Raw genomic sequence first — 17,461 nt, 5'->3', positions numbered from 1 at the left:
CGCCAGACTAGAACGCGTTCTCGTTTCGGTCCACTGTCGATCGGTCCGTCGCCAGGTGCCGGCCGAGGAACCGCACCTGGTGCGCGACGGCCGCCTCGAACCACTCCTTGCCCGGCCACACGTCGAAGTGGTCGCACGGGTAGTGGCGGACCTCCGCGCGGCCCTTGACCGCCGCCTTCGCGGCGGCGTGCGGCGGCGCGCTGCGGTCGAAGTCGGCGATCTGCACCAGCATCGGACAGCGCACGTGCTTGGCCAGCCGTCCCGGCCGGTGGCCGCCGAGCTTGAGCCCGACCGCGGCGTCGACCTCGTTGACCCAGGTGGGGCCGGCGAGCGCGGTGTAGTCCTCGTAGAGGCCGGGCAGCGTGAGCGCGGCGGTCTCCCCGAGCCGGCCGACGATGGGCATCGTCACGGGGACGCGGCCGGCGCGGCTGTGCAGCCCGGCCACCGTCGAGCGCACGATCGAGGCGGGGGAGTGCGATGCCAGGGCGTGCCGGCCGGCGGCCAGCCCGTCGACGAGCGGGGTGAGCGAGACGACCGCCGCCACGTCGTCGCGACCCGCGGCCGCGGCCAGGACGTGCCCGCCGGCCAGCGAGACCCCCCACAACACGAGCCGTCGCGGGTCGACGCCCGGCAGCGCGGCGGCCGCCGCCATCGCGGCGCGGTAGTCCTCGAGCTGGCCGGCCATCGAGACCCGCTGGCGCGGGCTGCCCTCGCTGGCGCCGAAGCCGCGGTAGTCGAAGGCGAGCACCTCCAGCCCGGCGGCGGCGAGCCGGGTGGCGAAGGGCTCCAGCCCGGAGTCCTTGGTGCCGCCCAGCCCGTGCGCCATCACGACCGCCGGACGGCCGGCGGCGGTGGCGAGCCCGTCGCCCACGCCGGGGAAGTGCCAGGCCGCACAGGCCACGCCCGCTGAGTCGAAGCGGACGTCGGCGCGGACGCTCACCGCTCGGTCCGCCCGTAGATCGTGCGCAGCCAGATCTCGATGACGGCCTCCTGGATCGCCGCCCGGTCGCCGCCGTGGGCGAGGCGCTCGAGCATCCGGTCGTTGAGCTCGAGCAGCACGCTGGCCACCGCCGTCGCGTCGGCCCCGTTCGGCGCGCGTCCGGACGCCCGCTCGGCGCTGATCATCGCGGCGACCGGCGCCACGAACGACAGCCGGTCGCTGTCCCACAGCTCGCGCACGGCGGCGCTGGTCGCCCGCGCGTCGAGCATCGCGCGGAACAGGTGCCGGTGGGCCTCCCACGCGTCGAAGAGCCCCACGATCGTGGCGGTGATCCGCCCGGTCGGGGTGCCGTCCGTGCGCAGCCGGTTGCCGGTCGCGATCGCCTCGTACATCTCCTCCATCAGCGCCGCGACCGCGGCCTGCTTGTTCTCGAAGTAGAAGTAGAAGGCCGAGCGGGTCACCCCGGCCCGCCGGGAGATCTCGGCGATGTTGATGGAGTCCAGGCTCGAGTCGTCGAGGCCCGCGCGCTCGCGCAGGATCTCGTCGAGCGATCCCAGCAGGGCGGCGCGGCGCTGGTCGCCCCGGTGGGCGCGGGTCTGGGTGCTCATCGGACCGCCGCCGCACGCCGTACGCCGGCGGGCAGCTCCTTGGCGCGCAGGTCGTGCTCGTAGACGAAGTAGTCGAGCTGCTGGGTGTGCCGCGGCCGGTCGAGCACGTGCCCGGTGTAGCGCTCCTGGTCGGCGTCGATCATCCGCTCCATCTCCTCGGTGCTCGGCAGCGCGTAGCGTCCCACGGCGTACGCCGCGAGCAGCCGGGCCTGCGCCTCGACGAACGGGAAGAGCGTCGGCGTCGCCTGGGCGAAGCCCATGAACACCAGGTCCTCGATGCCCGGCTTGAACATCCGCTTGAACAGCCGGATCCGGTTGTCCGGGGCGCTGATGAAGCCGGGGTCGAAGAACGGGAAGGTGATGTTGTAGCCGGTGGCGTAGACGATGATGTCGAACTCGCTCGCGGTGCCGTCCTCGAAGTGGACGGTCCGACCGTCGAGGCGGGCTACGTCGCCCTTCGGCGTGATGTCGCCGGAGCCGAGCCGCAGCGGCAGCTCGACGGACTGGGTCGGGTGCGCCTCGAAGAACTTGTGGTTGGGCTTCGGCAGGCCGTACAGCTCGGGGTTGGAGCCGGCCATCACCTGCATCTTCTGCAGCACCCACCGCTGCCAGTGCAGCGGGATCTGGGGGATGGTGACGAAGTACTTGTCGGCCGGCAGCCCGCCCATGTACTTCGGCACGATCCACGCGCTGGACCGGGTGGAGAGGGTGACCTCGTTCTGCAGTGACCTGCTCGACAGCTCGACCGCGATGTCGGCGGCGCTGTTTCCGATGCCGACGACCAGGATCCGCTTCTTCTTGAAGTCGAGCGGGTCGGTGGGGTCGATGTAGTGGTGCGAGTGGATCGACTCGCCGGTGAACTCGCCCGGGAAGTCGGCCGTCCGCGGGTCCCAGTGGTGGCCGTTGGCGACGACCAGCAGGTCGAAGCGGCGTACGTCGCCGACCTGGTCGGTGAGCTCCCACCCGCCGTCGTCGAGACGCGCGGCGTGCTGCACGCCGTTCTCGAACTCGATCCGCTCCCGCAGCCCGAACGCGTCGGCGTAGTCGTCGAGGTAGGCCTTGACCTGGGTGTGGTGCGGGAAGTCGGGGTAGTCCTCCGGCATCGGGAAGTCCTTGAACGACAGCCGGTGCTTGGAGGTGTCGATGTGCAGCGACCGGTAGGCGCTGCTGTGGCCGTTGGGGTTGCCGAACGCCCAGTTGCCGCCCACCCGGTCGGAGGCCTCGAAGCAGGTGTAGTCGACCCCGTAGTCGCCCAGCATCTTGCCGGCGGTGAGCCCGCTGATGCCGGCGCCGATCACCGCGGCGCGTGGCCGGTTGCTGCGTCGTGACATGGGGCCTCCGCTGAACGCTGGACACGGGACGTGACCAGCGGCACGCTAGGGCGAGATTTGACACGCGTCAACAGCGGCGCCGAGCAAGGGTGGCAGACATGGAGCAGGAGCACCGGATCGCGGTCGTCGTGGCGGGCGTCCGGCATCGGCGCCGCCGCCGCGAGGGCGCTGGAGGCCGACGGCTGCACGGTGGTGGTGGCCGACCTGGCGACCGACCCCGCAGTGGACGTGACCGACGAGGCGGAGGTCGAGGCGCTGTTCGCCGCGGTCGCCGCCGAGCACGGAGGTGTCGACATCGTGGTCAACAGCGCCGGCGTTAGCACGCTCGGGCTGCTCACCGAGCTGGACGCCGCGGAGTTCCGGCGGGTGATCGAGGTCAACCTCACGGGTGCGTTCCTGGTGCTCAAGCACGCCGGCCGGGTGGTGAGCGACGGGGGAGCGCTGGTCTCCTTGACCTCGCTCAACGCCCGCCAGCCCGGCACCGGCATGGGTGCCTACTGCGCCGCCAAGGCCGGCCTCGCGATGCTCACCGAGGTCGCGGCGCTCGAGCTGGCGCCGCGACGGGTACGGGTCAACGCGATCTCGCCGGGCCTGGTCCTCACGCCGCTGACGGCGCCCGCTATGGACATCCCCGGCATCGAGGACGACTACCTCGCCAACACCCCGCTGGGCCGGGCGGGTCTTCCGGAGGAGGTCGCCGAGGCGGTCGTCTACGTCGCCAAGGCGCAGTGGCTCACCGGTGAGGTGCTCGACCTCAACGGCGGCGCCCACCTCGCCCGTTACCCCGACATCCACGGCCATGTGACGAGGGCGTTCGCGTGAGCGGGCCCGCGGCCGGTCGGCAGGCGATCGTCACCGGCGGCGGCTCCGGGATCGGAGCCGCCCTCTGCCGGGCACTGGTGGCCGCCGGCGACCACGTGGTCGTGGCCGACCTGGACCGGGCCGCCGCGGCCCGGACGGCCGACAGCGTCCGCGGACCCGGGTCGGCGCGGCCGCTCGAGCTGGACGTGACGGACGCGGCGGGCGTCCAGGCTGCGGTCGACGAGGTGGTCGCGGCCGCGGGCCGGCTGGACCTGATGTTCAACAACGCGGGGATCTCGCTCGGCGGGGAGACCGAGGAGCTCACGCTCGCCCAGTGGGACGCGATCATCGACGTCAACATCCGCGGCGTGGTGCACGGCGTGGCGGCGGCGTACCCGGTCATGGTGCGGCAAGGGGCCGGCCACATCGTCAACACCGCCTCGATGGGCGGGCTGATGGCAGCGGGCCTGCTCACCAGCTACGTCATGACCAAGCACGCGGTCGTCGGGCTGTCGCTGGCGCTGCGCTCCGAGGCGGCGGCGAAGGGCGTGGGGGTCACCGCGGTCTGCCCCTCGGCCGTCGACACCCCCATCCTGGACAAGGGTGCGGTGGGGCGCTTCCACGGCCGTGACTACTTCCTCAAGGGACAGGGTGTGCGCCGCCCGCACGATCCGGACGTCCTCGCCCAGGAGGTGCTGCGGGCGGTCCGCGACGACCGCGGCCTGCTGGTGACGCCGCGGACCGCACGGGCGACCTGGCTGATCGGTCGGCTGGCGCCGGTGACGACCCAGCGGATGTCCGTGCGGTTCGTGGCCAAGCAACGCGCCCTCCAGGCGGCCCGCGCCGCGGCACTTTCCTCTCCGCCCCGAAAACTATAACCTGTTCTAGTACGGCTCCATCCCGCAGTCACGGTCGGAGAGAGGCACACGATGAGCGACACGAGGATCCTCGACCGGGGCACGCCGCCGGAGCGCTTCGCCCGCGGCTGGCACTGCCTCGGTCTCGCCGAGAGCTTCACCGACGGCTTGCCGCACCGGATCGAGGCGTTCGGCGGACAGCTGGTCGTGTGGGAGGACACGAAGGGGGAGCTCCACGTCCTCGACGGGTACTGCCGCCACATGGGCGGCGACCTGACCCAGGGCACGGTCAAGGGCGACGAGATCGCCTGCCCGTTCCACGACTGGCGCTGGGGCGGCGACGGCAAGTGCAAGGCGATCCCCTACGCCCGCCGGGTGCCGCTGCGCGCCCGCACCCAGAAGTACGACACGGCCGTCCGCAACGGCCAGCTCCTGATCTGGCACGACGTCGAGGGCTCGGCGCCCGACCACGACGTCCTCCCGCCGGAGCTGCCCGGGGTCGGCACCGACGCGTACACCGACTGGAGCTGGGAGGTCGTGCCGATCGAGGGCTCCCACTGCCGCGAGCTGATCGACAACGTCGTCGACATGGCGCACTTCTACTACGTGCACTTCTCGTTCCCCACGAGCTTCCGCAACGTCTTCGAGGGCCACCAGGCGACCCAGTTCATGGAGTCCAAGGGCCGCCCCGACATGAGCGGCGGCTACGGCGACGTCGACCTGTTCCTGAAGTCCGAGGCGACCTACTTCGGGCCGGCGTACATGGTCAACTGGCTGCAGGTCGACTACAAGGGCTTCGAGACCGAGGTCATCCTGATCAACTGCCACATCCCGACCGGGCCCGACTCGTTCACGCTGCAGTACGGCATCACGGTCAAGAAGCCCGAGGGCATCGACGACAAGACCGCCGCCTACATCAGCAGGAAGTACAACGAGATGTTCGGCGGCGGCTTCCTGCAGGACGTGCACATCTGGAAGAACAAGGTGCCCGTGCAGAACCCGCTGCTGTGCGAGGAGGACGGCCCCGTCTACCAGCTGCGCCGGTGGTACGAGCAGTTCTACGTCGACCGGGCCGACGTGCAGCCCGAGATGGTCGACCGCTTCGAGTTCGAGGTCGACACCACCAAGGCCAACGAGTACTGGCAGGAGGAGGTCGCGCAGAATCTCGCCCGGCAGGCCCAGGACGACTCGGCCGAGAGCTCCAGCGACACGCCCTCGGTGATGACGGGCACCTGATGGCGTCCTTCGTCCCGACCCGCGCCGACACCCTCGAGGACCAGCGGCTCTACACCAGCGCCCGGCTCACCGAGGTGGCCTGCCTGGACTGCCTGGCGCGGGTGGGCGTGAAGAAGAACAGCGAGCACCACACCTCGATCCAGTGGAGCCGTAAGGCCCGCGATGGGTGTCCCGAGCTCGCCAGGCGAGACGCTGGGACTGACGGTCGCGACTACCACCAGGGTTGTCCGCGGCTGACGGCCAGCATCGACGCCGCGGTGCGCGAGGGCCGGGTCCCGATCGGCGCCGAGGACGGCTACTGACCCACATGGACACCGCATCGTTCGACCTCACGGTCTGCGACGTCGTCGAGGAGACGGCCGACGCGCACTCGATCACCTTCGAGGTGCCCGACGAGCACGCCGACCACTTCGCCTACACGCCGGGGCAGTTCCTCACCGTCGCCGTGCCCAGCGACCGCACCGGCGTGGCGGCCCGCTGCTACTCGCTGTCCAGCAGCCCCCTGACCTACGCCGAGACCGGCCGACTGACGATCACGGTCAAGCGCACGGTCGAGGGCTACGCCTCGAACTGGATCTGCGACCACCTGCGCCAGGGCGACCGTCTGCACGTGCTGCCGCCCAGCGGCATCTTCACCCCCGCCTCGCTGGACGCCGACCTGCTGCTGTTCGCCGGGGGATCGGGGATCACCCCGATCGTCTCGATCGTCCGTACGGCGCTCGCGCAGGGCGCCGGCCGGATCGTGCTGTTCTACGCCAACCGCGACGAGTCGTCGGTGATCTTCGCCGGCGAGCTCAGCAGGCTCGCCGCCGAGCGCCCCGACCGGCTCCACGTCGTCCACTGGCTGGAGTCCGTGCAGGGACTGCCCACCCAGGCGCAGCTCACGGCGTTCGCGGCCGCCCACTCGTCGTACGACGCCTTCGTCTGCGGGCCGGCGCCGTTCATGAAGATGACGGTCGCCGCGCTCAAGGAGCTCGGCTTCCCGCGCGAGCGCCGCCACCAGGAGAGGTTCGTCTCGCTCGGCGGCAACCCGTTCGGGGACCTGCACGACGTCGAGGTCGCGGAGAGCGAGATCAGCGCCGCCGAGACCGACGAGCAGGATGCCGCCGAGGACGCGGCGGGCACCTCGCGCGGCCCGGCCCGCCTCGAGGTCGAGCTCGACGGCGAGCAGTACGCCTTCGACGACTGGGAGGGCGGCACCAAGATGCTCGACCACCTGGAGGCGAAGGGCATCAAGGCGCCGTACTCGTGCCGCGAGGGAGAGTGCTCGGCCTGCGCCGTCCGCCTGCTCGAGGGCGAGGTCAAGCTGATCCACAACGACGTCCTCGACGACGAGGACCTCGCCGAGGGCATCCGCCTCGCCTGTCAGGCGCTCCCCGTCACCGACACCGTCAAGGTCACCTACAGCTGAGCACCCCGACATCCACAAGATCCACAGATCGGTAACAAAGACGGCCGGAAATACCTGGTCTAGTCCACAAAAGTAAATGGTCGGTAACAGGTGACTGCGGCGCCGTTCCCGGGTTGAATCGTGGCCAGCAGCCTCGGTGCTCGGCCAGGGGAATCCCCCCTCCCGCTGGCCCTCCGAGGCGGCATCGCGAGCTGTCCCGTCCGTCCCCCCACGTCTCGGGGCAGCGTCGCCGACTCATCCCGCCTCTCGGGGCGGGATGAAGCGCGCCCCGGGGCTTGGCGAGGTCACCAACCGCGCTCGCGCCACTGAGGGATCGAGGCGCGCTCGGCGCCCAGGGTGGAGTCGTCGCCGTGGCCGGGGTAGAACCAGGTCTCGTCGGGCAGGGTGCCGAAGAGCTTGGTCTCCACCTGGTCGATGAGCTGGGCGAACGCCGCGTCGTCGCCGAAGGTGCTGCCGACGCCGCCGGGGAACAGCGAGTCGCCGGTGAAGAGGTGCGGGTGCCCCTCGGGGTCGCGGTAGACGAGCGTGATCGACCCGGGGGTGTGGCCGGCCACCGCGATCACCTCCAGCGTGCAGTCGCCGACCGCGACCGTGTCGCCGTCGCCCACCGTGCGGGTGACCGGGACGCCGGTCTGCTCGGTGATCGCCGCCGCATCCGGCTCGCCGGAGACGACCTGGGCCCCGGTGGCGTCGACGACGGCCTTGAGGGCGCGGTGGTGGTCCCAGTGCCGGTGGGTGGTGACGACGGTGGTCAGGCCGGCGTCCCCGATGAGGGGCAGCAGCGTCTCGGGCTCGGCGGCCGCGTCGACGAGCACCTGATCGCCGGTGGCCAAGCAGGTGAGGACGTAGCAGTTGTTGCTCATCTGCTCGTCCACGGCCACCTTCGTGATCCTCAGGTGCGGCAGCTCGCGCACGTCGGGGCCGGCCCCGACCTGCACGTCGCCGGTGTACTCGTCGCTCACCATGCCTCGATCCTCGGCAGCGCGCCGCCGTCCGTCGTGAGTGCTGCTCCGTCGCCGCGACCGGCGAGCCACCACGCCAGGTCGGCGGCGCTGCCGCGCACGACGGGGGAGCCCTCGGTCACGGCACCACACTGCCAGGTCCCGTCGAGGTCGTGCGGGTCGGCCGTGAACGGCTCCGCCGAGGGGGTGCGGCGCGCCATCGAGCGCAGCAGCCGCACCGTGAAGCGGGGCGGCCAGTCGGCGGCGGTGTAGCCGGCGTCCAGGTCGGCGTGGTGGACCTCCACCTCGCGCAGGCGCATCCCGGGGACGGCGCCGGCGGGGAACGTCGTCCCGCCGGGGGTTCGCTCGAGGACGGTGTCCCAGGCGCCGTCAGGCACCGCGGCGATCGCCTCGGCGAGCTCGGAGGTGGAGGCGAAGAGGCGCTCGCGCAGAGCGGAGGGGGAGGCGGCGGCCAGCCGCTCGATGTCCGCGTCGCGGCTCGCCTCCGAGGCGTACGTCGTGCGCGGCTCGCCGGTGACCACCCCGGTGAGCACCCCGGCCAGCCCTTCGGCGTTGAGCGCGAGGTGGGCCACCACGTGGCCGCGCGACCAGTCCGGCAGCAGCGACGGTGCGCCGTACTGCTCGTCCCGGAGCGCGTCGACGCTGCGCACCAGGCGCTGGGTGGCCACGACCAGCTCGTCGGTCGCGTCAGGGGTCGTCATGCCTCCATCCTCGCGCATGACGTGGTGCGGGCGGGAGTCCGTGATTCCGGACTGTCGGCGGCGCGTGAGAGTCTGAGATGTCGGTCGCGTCGGCTTGATTCCCACCGGCCGATGACGAACACTTGTTCGAACCAGGACCTAGCCCGAAGGACGGCAGTGGCGGATCAGCTCATCATCCGGGGAGCCCGGGAGCACAACCTCAAGGACGTCTCGCTCGATCTTCCCCGCGACTCCCTCATCGTGTTCACGGGCCTGTCGGGCTCCGGCAAGTCCTCGCTCGCCTTCGACACGATCTTCGCGGAGGGCCAGCGCCGCTACGTCGAGTCGCTGTCGGCCTACGCGCGCCAGTTCCTCGGCCAGATGGACAAGCCGGACGTCGACTTCATCGAGGGCCTCTCGCCCGCCGTGTCCATCGACCAGAAGTCCACGTCGAAGAACCCGCGCTCGACGGTGGGCACGATCACCGAGGTCTACGACTACCTCCGCCTGCTCTACGCCCGCGCCGGCCGCCCGCACTGCCCCACCTGCGGCGCCCCGATCGAGCGGCAGACGCCGCAGCAGATCGTCGACAAGGTGCTCTCCCTCGAGGAGGGCCGCCGGTTCCAGGTGCTGGCCCCGGTGATCCGCGGCCGCAAGGGCGAGTACCTCGAGCTGTTCCGCCAGCTGCAGACCCAGGGCTTCAGTCGCGCCCGGGTCGACGGGGAGACCCACTCCCTGGACGCGCTGCTCGACGACGGCCCCAAGCTCGACAAGCAGAAGAAGCACACGATCGAGGTCGTGGTCGACCGGCTGGCGGTCAAGGACACCTCCAAGCGCCGCCTGACCGACTCGGTGGAGACCGCCCTCAACCTCGCCGGTGGCCTGGTCCTGCTCGACTTCGTCGACCTGGACGCCAAGGACCCCGACCGCGAGATGCGGTTCAGCGAGAAGATGTCGTGCCCCAACGACCACCCGATCGACACCGACGAGCTCGAGCCGCGCTCGTTCTCGTTCAACTCGCCGTTCGGCGCCTGCCCCGCCTGCAGCGGTCTCGGCACCCGCATGGAGGTCGACCCCGAGCTCGTGGTGCCCGACCCCGGCGCCACGCTCGGCGAGGGCGCCATCCAGCCGTGGAGCCAGGCGCACGTCGCCGACTACTTCCTCAAGCTGCTCGGGGCACTGGGCGACGAGCTCGGCTTCGATCTCAACACCCCCTGGGAGCAGATCCCGGCCAAGTCGCAGAAGTCCATCCTCGACGGGCACTCCACCAAGGTCCACGTCGTCACGCGCAACCGCTACGGCCGCCAGCGCGCCTACTACGCGGCGTTCGAGGGCGTGCGCCCCTACATCGAGCGGCGCCACCGCGAGGCCGAGTCCGACACCAGCCGGGAGCGGTTCGAGGGCTTCATGCGTGAGGTCCCGTGCCCGACCTGCAAGGGCAGTCGGCTCAAGCCGGTCTCGATGGCCGTCCTGCTCGGCGGGCGCAACATCGCCGAGGTCTGCTCGCTGCCGATCAACGAGACCGCCGAGTTCCTGCGCGACCTCGACCTCAGCGCCCGCGAGCGCCAGATCGGCGAGCGCGTGCTCAAGGAGATCCAGGAGCGGCTCAACTTCCTGCTCGACGTCGGCCTCGACTACCTCTCGCTCGACCGGCCCTCGGGCTCGCTCTCGGGCGGCGAGGCCCAGCGCATCCGCCTGGCGACGCAGATCGGCGCCGGCCTGGTCGGGGTCCTCTACGTCCTCGACGAGCCGTCCATCGGCCTGCACCAGCGCGACAACCAGCGCCTGATCGAGACCCTGGTCCGGCTCAAGGACCTCGGCAACACCCTGATCGTCGTCGAGCACGACGAGGACACCATCCGCACCGCCGACTGGGTCGTCGACATCGGCCCCGGCGCCGGTGAGCACGGCGGCCAGGTCGTCCACAGCGGCTCAGTCCAGGGCCTGCTCGACCATCCCGACTCCATGACCGGCCAGTACCTCTCCGGTCGCCGCGAGATCCCCGTGCCGGAGGTGCGCCGCCCCCGCACCAAGGGCCGCGAGCTCAAGGTGCACGGTGCACGGGAGCACAACCTGCGCAACGTCGACGTCGCCTTCCCGCTGGGCCTGTTCGTCGCCGTGACGGGGGTGTCCGGGTCGGGCAAGTCCACGTTGGTCAACGACATCCTCTACACCTCGCTGGCCAAGCAGCTCTACCGCTCGCGCACGGTGCCGGGCCGGCACCAGAAGATCACCGGCCTGGAGCACGTCGACAAGGTCATCCACGTGGACCAGTCGCCGATCGGGCGCACGCCGCGCTCCAACCCGGCCACCTACACCGGCGTCTTCGACCACATCCGCAAGCTCTTCGCCTCGACGCCCGAGGCCAAGATGCGCGGCTACCTCCAGGGCCGGTTCTCGTTCAACGTCAAGGGCGGGCGCTGCGAGGCGTGCTCGGGCGACGGCACGATCAAGATCGAGATGAACTTCCTGCCCGACGTCTACGTCCCGTGCGAGGTGTGCCACGGCGCCCGCTACAACCGCGAGACGCTCGAGGTGCACTACAAGGGCAAGACCATCGCCGAGGTCCTCGACATGCCGATCGAGGAGGCCGTCGACTTCTTCGCCGCCGTCCCGCCGATCGCGCGCCACATGAAGACCCTGGTCGAGGTCGGCCTCGGCTACGTCCGGCTCGGCCAGCCCGCGACCACCCTGTCGGGCGGCGAGGCTCAGCGCGTCAAGCTCTCCTCCGAGCTGCAGAAGCGCTCCACCGGGCGCACCGTCTACGTCTTGGACGAGCCCACCACCGGTCTGCACTTCGAGGACATCCGCAAGCTGCTGATGGTCCTCGGTCGCCTCGTCGACCAGGGCAACTCGGTGCTGGTGATCGAGCACAACCTCGACGTGATCAAGACCGCCGACTGGCTGGTCGACATGGGTCCCGAGGGCGGCTCGCGCGGCGGCATGGTCGTCGCGGAGGGCACCCCCGAGCAGGTGGCGGCCAACCCCGACTCCTACACCGGTCAGTTCTTGGCGCCGATCCTCGACGGGCGCCACGCCCAGCAGCCGGCGCGGATGCTGGCGTCCTCGGCCGCTCCGGAGCCCCGCGGCAAGAAGAGCGCCGCGGCGGCGACCACCAAGAAGGCCACCACCAAGAAGGCCGCGACCAAGAAGGCCGCGACCAAGAAGACCACCACCAAGAAGGCGGCCGCCAAGAAGGCCTAGACCTGACGCCGGCGGTGCAGCCGCTCGACCAGGTCGGGCGCCAGGGCGCCGTACCCGGTGGAGGCCCAGGGCTCGTCGTCGGTCTCGAAGTAGTGCACCGGCTTGCCGCCGCGCACGACGTCGAGGATGTCGGGGCGTCGATTCTTGCGCAGGTCCTCGCGGCACGCCTTGCACAGCGGCACCTCGACCCGGTCGCCGACGAGCTCGATGGCCCCCGCGGTCGTGGCCGCGCCGTGCAGCGGGTCGAGGAAGCACGGCGTGGTCGGCGTGAACGGCCGTCCGGCCAGGGCCGCGCTCAGCGCCTCGTCCCCGCGCTCGGCCAGGACGAGCGCCCCCACCACGTCCAGCACGTCGGTCTCCGTGCCCTCCTCCCCGAGGACCCGGCGCGCCGCGTCGTAGTGGTCGAGCGCGGCCTGCCAGGAACCAGGCGCGCGGTCGGCGTCCAGCTCGGCCGCGTCGATCCGCTCGCCCAGAGCCAGCACCTCGCGGTGCGCACGACGGGTCAGCTGCTGGTCGTGGGCCTCGCGCACCCGGTCGAGCACGGAGGCGGGGAGCGCGAACTCGCGCGGGCGCGAGGACCGGGGGCGCTGGGCGGCGCGCTTGATCGCCACGTAGAGCACGACGACGAGCACGAGGACGCCCACGACGGTGAGCACCGGGGCCACCCCGCCGCCGTCGTCGGAGGCGCCGGAGCCGCTCCCGGACGGAGCCGGGGAGTCGCGCTCCTCCTCGGCCTCCACGAGCGTGCGGTACTGCTCGTCGACCGTGCCGTCCGCGACCGCCTCCGCCGCGGTGACGAGCTGGGCTCCCAGGTCGTCCGGGCCGGCACTCTCCGCGACCGTGGAGAGGGTGTAGGTGTCCGAGCGGCCGCCCGCGGAGTCGCCCCAGGCGCGTGCGTCGATGCGGAACGACTCCTGCCCTCGGTAGATCTGGGCGTTCGCGACGTACAGACCGGGGTCGCCCGACGCGTCGTGCAGCCGGCTCAACAGGTCGCCCGGGTTGCCGTTGAAGGCGTCGTCGTAGTCGAAGGGGTGCACCACGACGTAGAGCGGCTCGGGGGAGCGGGCGACGGCGGCCTCGATCCGCGCCACGTCGGCCTCGTCGACCAGCCGGTGCATGGCAGGCGACACGTAGACCCCGGTGGCGTCGAGGCTCTCCTGGATGGTGGCCAGCAGCTGTGCGACCTGGTCGTCGGTCGGGGTCATCGGTCTCCCTGCTTGGGTCCGGGCACGAGGAACGGTCGGCCGAACGGGAGCCGTACGAAGCCGACGACCATCATGAGCAGACCGTAGGCGGTGCCCGCGGTCATGGAGCCCAGGAGGACCCCCGCGATGATGTCGCCGGCGTCCTCGCCCTCGGGCGGCTCGACGGAATCGCCGTCGAGCTCCTCGACGAGCTCGCGGATGCGGGCCTCGGGCTCCCCCTCGAACTCCATCGACGAGTAGACGTAGCCCTCGAAGACGTCGACGTCGCCGCGCCCCGGGCCCTCCCACACCACGATGACCGCCCGCGGGTCGATCGCCGCCCCCACCTGGTCGACGACGTCGTACGGCGATCCGTAGCCGGCGTCGCTGGTCTCGGCCCAGACGATCACGTAGATAGCGGGGTCCGCGTCCGCGATCAGCTCCTCGACCCGCTCCTCCGCGGCCTCGTCGAGCATGGACCTGCCGTCGGGCGGGACGTGGACGCGGTCGACACGAAGCTCCTCGATCGCCGCGCGCACCCGGTCGCCGGGCGGGTCGATCGTCTGATGCTTCGAGGTCTCCATGCTCACGGCCGGCCAGACGGCCGCGCCCATGCCGAGCAGGACCGAGACCGCGAGGCCGACCCACAGCCGCCGGCCCTTCATCGCCGCTCCTGCGTCACGTGCCGCCACAGGTCCGGGTCGAGGCTGCCGTAGCCGGTCCGCGCCCATACCGTGTCCCCCTCGTAGTAGGGACGATCCGGCATGGGCAGCCAGGACGAGCGCGGCTCGAGCAGTGCGTCCGGGCGGCGGCGTGATGACGACCGGGCCTCGCTGCACCGGCGGCACACCGGGACGGCGACCGACCCGCCGCCGGCGGGCAGGTCGATCTCGAGGTAGCCGCGGCCGTGCAGCGGATTGACGAAGCACGGCCGGTAGGGCCGGTCGTGGTCCTTGAGCAGGGCCCGCCCGGTCCGGGCCAGGACCAGCGCACCGACCACGTCGAGCAGGTCGTGCGAGCCGAGGACCTGCTCGGCCGCAACCCGACAGCCCAGGGCGTCATCGACGCCGGGACCGTTCGGACGTGCGGTGAGCTCGGCCGCGAGCTTGTCGAGCGTCGAGGTCGCGTCGCGGCGCACGGTCTCGAGGTCCGCCCCGGGCCGGTCTATGGCTGCCTCGACGGTCGACGCAGGCGGCTTCCGACCGCGCTGGGGTGCCGGGGGAGCGGCGGTGACCGCCCGCAGCGCCCAGGTGCGCGTGAGCCGCCACCCGACGAGGGCGACGAGGACGCCCACGAACACCGACGCCGAGACGACCTCCACATGCAGGTAGGGCTGCTTGCTCTCCCGGTAGCCCGCTTGCGTCCAGGTGGCCGAGGAGGTGTAGGTGTCGACGAGCTCCTCGGACACGGTGTGGTCCTCGTCGGCCACGATCGAGGCGAGGATCGCGGCCCGGCCGGCGTCGCTGGCGCGCGGCGCGTCCTCGTCCTCCCAGTCGGGGTAGGTGGGCTTCAGCCCCTCGTAGATGGCGTGGGCGAGGTCCGGGTCGGAGCCGCCGTAGTGGAAGTCCGTGCCGCGGCTGCCGACGGCGACCACGTAGACCGCGTCGGGGTCGAGCTGCGACTGCAGCCGGATGCCCAGGTCCTCGGTGGGGTCGTCGACGGCGAGGTCTGGCAGGTTGCCGACGAGCGCGACGTAGACGGGGATGTCGGAGGACTCCACGATCCGGGTCAGCGCCGCGTCCACCTCGGCGGTGTGGCCGTTGCCGCGGACCTGCTGGACGTGGACGGGATCCTCGCGGAGCGCAGCGACGAGGGCGTCGAGGTCGTCGACGTACGCGTCGACGGTCCCGTCGGCTCCCCATGCCCCCACCGGCTCAGGCTACCGTTCCGGATTCACAGGGAGGTAGCGGCTCGTTCTCATGCTCTTCTCATCTTGGTGAGTAGTGTGTCTTTCAACTACTCCCCGCTCTCGGAGGTACCTCTCATGGCCGCATCGGGACTCAGCAGGCGCCGGGCACTCACCGGAGCCGCAGGAGTGGGTCTGGCGCTGCCAGTGCTCGCTGCGTGCGGCAACGACGGCAGTACGTCGGCGGGGGACCCGGCCGGGTCGAGCACCCCGTCCCCGCCGGGCTCACCCAGCCCGACGCCCACGCCCAGCGGGTCCGCCTCGTCCGCCGGTGCCTTCGCCACCGCCGCGGACATCCCGGTCGGAGGTGGCGCGGTCTTCCTCGACGAGGGTGTCGTCGTCACCCAGCCGACCGCGGGCACCTTCCAGGGCTTCAGCATCCAGTGCACCCACGCCGGCTGCCCGGTCAACGAGGTCACCGAGACCATCAACTGCCCGTGCCACGCCAGCACGTTCTCGATCACCGACGGATCCCCTCAGGGAGGCCCGGCCAGCGAGCCGCTCGGCACGGTGGAGCTGAACGTCGAGGGCGACCAGATCAGCCTTGCCTGACCCCTTCCAGCACCCGGAGTCACCCATGTCCGACAGGCCCACGTTCCAGCCCACCCGCCGCATCGTCTTCCACGGTCTCGGCGCCATCGGGATCGCCGCCGCGCTCGCCGGCTGCGGCGGCTCCTCGGACGACGGCGGCGGCGGTGGAGACGGCGGCGCCCAGCCCGAGGCCGGGGCGGAGCTGGCCAGCACCTCCGAGGTGCCGGTCGGGGGCGGGCTCATCCTCACCGCGGAGAAGGTCGTGATCACCCAGCCCACCGAGGGTGACTTCAAGGCCTTCAGTGCCGTCTGCACCCACCAGAACAACGTCGTGACCTCGGTCGAGGACGGCGTCATCCACTGCAGCTTCCACGGCAGCGAGTTCTCCGCGGACAGCGGCAAGGTCGAGGGTGGGCCGGCCGGGTCCGGCCTCGCCGAGGTCAGCATCGACGTGCAGGGCGACAAGATCCTCGCCGCCTAGCCGGACCGGCCCGCCGCCGGCTGGAGGCAGTCCTCGCGCCAGCGCTCGTCGCGCGGGGAGGTGCGGCGGTCCAGTCGCCGGTCCAGGAGCTCGCGCGCCTCGTCGAGCCGGCCCGCGCGGATGAGCGCCGCGATCCGCACCTCCTCGACGATCTCGCGCTGCGCGTCCGAGCCACCCAGTCGCGCGATGGCGGGGGAGAGCGTCCCGAGCGCGGCGGCCGCACGCGCGTGGCGCCCGGCGTGCATCGCCCGCAGTGCATCGGTCAGGGGGGCGACGACCTCACGCTGGGTGGCGTGCGGGTGACGGGCGGCGAAGCGCGCCAGGCGCTCCAGGCCGGCCCCGTCGCCGAGCGCCAGCAGCGTCACCGCGCTGTGCATGGCGAGGAACGGCGTGGACGGCCGCTCCAGCACGTCACGACCGACGACCTGCGCGACCCGGTCGAGGTCCGGGACGTCCTCGGCGTCGGGGGTCATCGCCCAGCGGATCAGCAGCGAGCCACTGTCGACCAGCGCCCGGCAGCCCAGTCCGTGCTCGGGTCGCAGCTGGGCGTCGTACCTCGCCCGGACGGCGTCCAGGTTGCCGAGCGACAGCTCGTGCAGCGCGGCGTGCCAGGAGAAGTGGCTGAGGCTGTCGATGCTGGCGCCGTCGCCGGTCACCCAGGCGTCCATCCACGTCAGGCCGGCCAGGTGGTCGCCGGTCTCGTAGTGGGCGTGGGCGCGGGCGTGGGCGGAGTGGCCGGCGCCCGGCTCGACCTCCAGTGACCGGCAGGAGAGCTCCATCGCCTCGTCGAAGCGGCCCTGCTCCTGGCGGACGAAGGCCAGCAGGCCGGCGTACCACCAGTCGTCGCCGTAGGCCGGCGCCGCCCGCTCGACGATGTTCCAGGCCTGCTGCGGGACCTCGGTCACCCCGGCGAAGGCGATGGTCGGCACCGCCGCCGAGAGCAGCAGTGCGTCGACGGGGTAGGTCGCGAGGTGGCGCACGACCGGCGTGGAGTCACCGCGCAGGTGCGACAGGATCGCGTGCACGTGGCTGCGCTCGCGCTCGGTCGCCCGGGCGGCGTGCCGCTCGGCGTCGCGCATCCGGCCCTGGACGTCGACGGGTGCGCACAGGTCGTGCCCGAGCAGCGCCAGCGCCGCGTGGCCCAGCGCGAAGGTCGGGTCGTGCACCACGGAGCTCGCGATGGCCGCCACGGCGCCTGCGCGCAGCCGCAGCAGGTCGCCCACACCGCGGTTGTAGGAGTCGGCGGCGACGTCCGACGTGGTGAGCCGGAGCCCGTAGCGGTCACGACAGTGCATGAAAGCATAGTAAGTCAGGCGACAATGCTGAGGA

General features: G+C 71.7%; 17 protein-coding genes. 8 read left to right on the top strand and 9 right to left on the bottom strand.

The genetic code is table 11. The features are described 5' to 3' along the window. Nucleotides 1-7: 7 nt before the first annotated feature. Genes LQ940_RS11650 through LQ940_RS11640 form a run of 3 tightly spaced genes read right to left on the bottom strand, consistent with a single transcriptional unit; the run spans nucleotide 8 to nucleotide 2,879 of the window. Entirely contained in the window at nucleotides 8-940 is a 933-nt protein-coding gene (locus LQ940_RS11650; protein ID WP_231243622.1) for an alpha/beta hydrolase, read from the bottom strand. Then, nucleotides 937-1,548, bottom strand: coding sequence for a TetR/AcrR family transcriptional regulator (locus LQ940_RS11645; RefSeq protein ID WP_231243621.1), 612 nt, complete (start codon nucleotides 1,546-1,548; stop codon nucleotides 937-939). Before LQ940_RS11645 ends, LQ940_RS11650 begins: the two co-directional genes overlap by 4 nt. Next, nucleotides 1,545-2,879, bottom strand: coding sequence for a flavin-containing monooxygenase (locus LQ940_RS11640; RefSeq protein ID WP_269214791.1), 1,335 nt, complete (start codon nucleotides 2,877-2,879; stop codon nucleotides 1,545-1,547). The genes LQ940_RS11645 and LQ940_RS11640 overlap by 4 nt, the downstream gene beginning before the upstream one ends. A gap of 57 nt (nucleotides 2,880-2,936) precedes the next feature. Here LQ940_RS11640 and LQ940_RS11635 point away from each other — a divergent pair, with 57 nt between their 5' ends. The 5 genes from LQ940_RS11635 to LQ940_RS11615 are packed head-to-tail and all read left to right on the top strand — an operon-like array spanning nucleotide 2,937 to nucleotide 7,184. Next, nucleotides 2,937-3,701, top strand: a complete 765-nt coding sequence (locus LQ940_RS11635; protein WP_231243620.1) for an SDR family NAD(P)-dependent oxidoreductase — start codon at nucleotides 2,937-2,939, stop codon at nucleotides 3,699-3,701. After that, the gene (locus LQ940_RS11630) at nucleotides 3,698-4,558 is read left to right on the top strand and encodes an SDR family NAD(P)-dependent oxidoreductase (RefSeq protein WP_231243619.1); all 861 of its coding nucleotides are present in this window, start codon (nucleotides 3,698-3,700) and stop codon (nucleotides 4,556-4,558) included. The genes LQ940_RS11635 and LQ940_RS11630 overlap by 4 nt, the downstream gene beginning before the upstream one ends. Nucleotides 4,559-4,609: 51 nt before the next feature. Beyond that, complete coding sequence (locus LQ940_RS11625; RefSeq protein ID WP_231243618.1) at nucleotides 4,610-5,773, top strand: Rieske 2Fe-2S domain-containing protein; 1,164 nt, start codon at nucleotides 4,610-4,612, stop codon at nucleotides 5,771-5,773. Further along, on the top strand, nucleotides 5,773-6,075 hold the full coding sequence (locus tag LQ940_RS11620) for a hypothetical protein (protein ID WP_231243617.1): 303 nt from the start codon (nucleotides 5,773-5,775) through the stop codon (nucleotides 6,073-6,075). The genes LQ940_RS11625 and LQ940_RS11620 overlap by 1 nt, the downstream gene beginning before the upstream one ends. A 5-nt stretch (nucleotides 6,076-6,080) precedes the next feature. Continuing rightward, the gene (locus tag LQ940_RS11615; RefSeq protein WP_231243616.1) at nucleotides 6,081-7,184 is read left to right on the top strand and encodes a 2Fe-2S iron-sulfur cluster-binding protein; all 1,104 of its coding nucleotides are present in this window, start codon (nucleotides 6,081-6,083) and stop codon (nucleotides 7,182-7,184) included. A gap of 284 nt (nucleotides 7,185-7,468) precedes the next feature. On the opposite strand, the gene LQ940_RS11610 is transcribed toward LQ940_RS11615, so the two are convergent. After that, complete coding sequence (locus tag LQ940_RS11610; RefSeq protein ID WP_231243615.1) at nucleotides 7,469-8,149, bottom strand: MBL fold metallo-hydrolase; 681 nt, start codon at nucleotides 8,147-8,149, stop codon at nucleotides 7,469-7,471. After that, entirely contained in the window at nucleotides 8,143-8,847 is a 705-nt protein-coding gene (locus LQ940_RS11605; protein ID WP_231243614.1) for a maleylpyruvate isomerase family mycothiol-dependent enzyme, read from the bottom strand. Before LQ940_RS11605 ends, LQ940_RS11610 begins: the two co-directional genes overlap by 7 nt. Nucleotides 8,848-9,003: 156 nt before the next feature. Between LQ940_RS11605 and uvrA the strand changes: the two genes are divergently transcribed. Next, nucleotides 9,004-12,030 (top strand): excinuclease ABC subunit UvrA, encoded by a 3,027-nt coding sequence (uvrA, locus tag LQ940_RS11600; RefSeq protein WP_231243613.1) that lies wholly within the window; start codon nucleotides 9,004-9,006, stop codon nucleotides 12,028-12,030. On the opposite strand, the gene LQ940_RS11595 is transcribed toward uvrA, so the two are convergent. From LQ940_RS11595 to LQ940_RS11585, 3 genes are read right to left on the bottom strand one after another with little or no spacing between them, the layout of a single operon-like run. After that, nucleotides 12,027-13,235, bottom strand: a complete 1,209-nt coding sequence (locus LQ940_RS11595; protein ID WP_231243612.1) for a hypothetical protein — start codon at nucleotides 13,233-13,235, stop codon at nucleotides 12,027-12,029. The two genes, uvrA and LQ940_RS11595, sit on opposite strands and share 4 nt — an antisense overlap. Further along, nucleotides 13,232-13,879 (bottom strand): hypothetical protein, encoded by a 648-nt coding sequence (locus tag LQ940_RS11590; protein WP_231243611.1) that lies wholly within the window; start codon nucleotides 13,877-13,879, stop codon nucleotides 13,232-13,234. Before LQ940_RS11590 ends, LQ940_RS11595 begins: the two co-directional genes overlap by 4 nt. Beyond that, complete coding sequence (locus tag LQ940_RS11585; RefSeq protein ID WP_231243610.1) at nucleotides 13,876-15,084, bottom strand: hypothetical protein; 1,209 nt, start codon at nucleotides 15,082-15,084, stop codon at nucleotides 13,876-13,878. Before LQ940_RS11585 ends, LQ940_RS11590 begins: the two co-directional genes overlap by 4 nt. Before the next feature lie 114 nt (nucleotides 15,085-15,198). On the opposite strand from LQ940_RS11585, the gene LQ940_RS11580 reads away from it, so the two are divergent. Together LQ940_RS11580 and LQ940_RS11575 are read left to right on the top strand one after the other, a co-directional pair. Continuing rightward, complete coding sequence (locus tag LQ940_RS11580) at nucleotides 15,199-15,672, top strand: Rieske (2Fe-2S) protein (RefSeq protein WP_231243609.1); 474 nt, start codon at nucleotides 15,199-15,201, stop codon at nucleotides 15,670-15,672. Nucleotides 15,673-15,697: 25 nt separating this feature from the next. Then, on the top strand, nucleotides 15,698-16,132 hold the full coding sequence (locus LQ940_RS11575; RefSeq protein WP_231243608.1) for a Rieske (2Fe-2S) protein: 435 nt from the start codon (nucleotides 15,698-15,700) through the stop codon (nucleotides 16,130-16,132). On the opposite strand, the gene LQ940_RS11570 is transcribed toward LQ940_RS11575, so the two are convergent. Further along, on the bottom strand, nucleotides 16,129-17,427 hold the full coding sequence (locus tag LQ940_RS11570; RefSeq protein ID WP_231243607.1) for a pyridine nucleotide-disulfide oxidoreductase: 1,299 nt from the start codon (nucleotides 17,425-17,427) through the stop codon (nucleotides 16,129-16,131). The genes LQ940_RS11575 and LQ940_RS11570 overlap by 4 nt on opposite strands. Nucleotides 17,428-17,461 lie beyond the last annotated feature (34 nt).

Source organism: Nocardioides sp. cx-173, from assembly GCF_021117365.1.
Classification (GTDB): Bacteria; Actinomycetota; Actinomycetes; order Propionibacteriales; family Nocardioidaceae; genus Nocardioides.
This window is presented reverse-complemented; position numbering and strand designations above follow the sequence as displayed.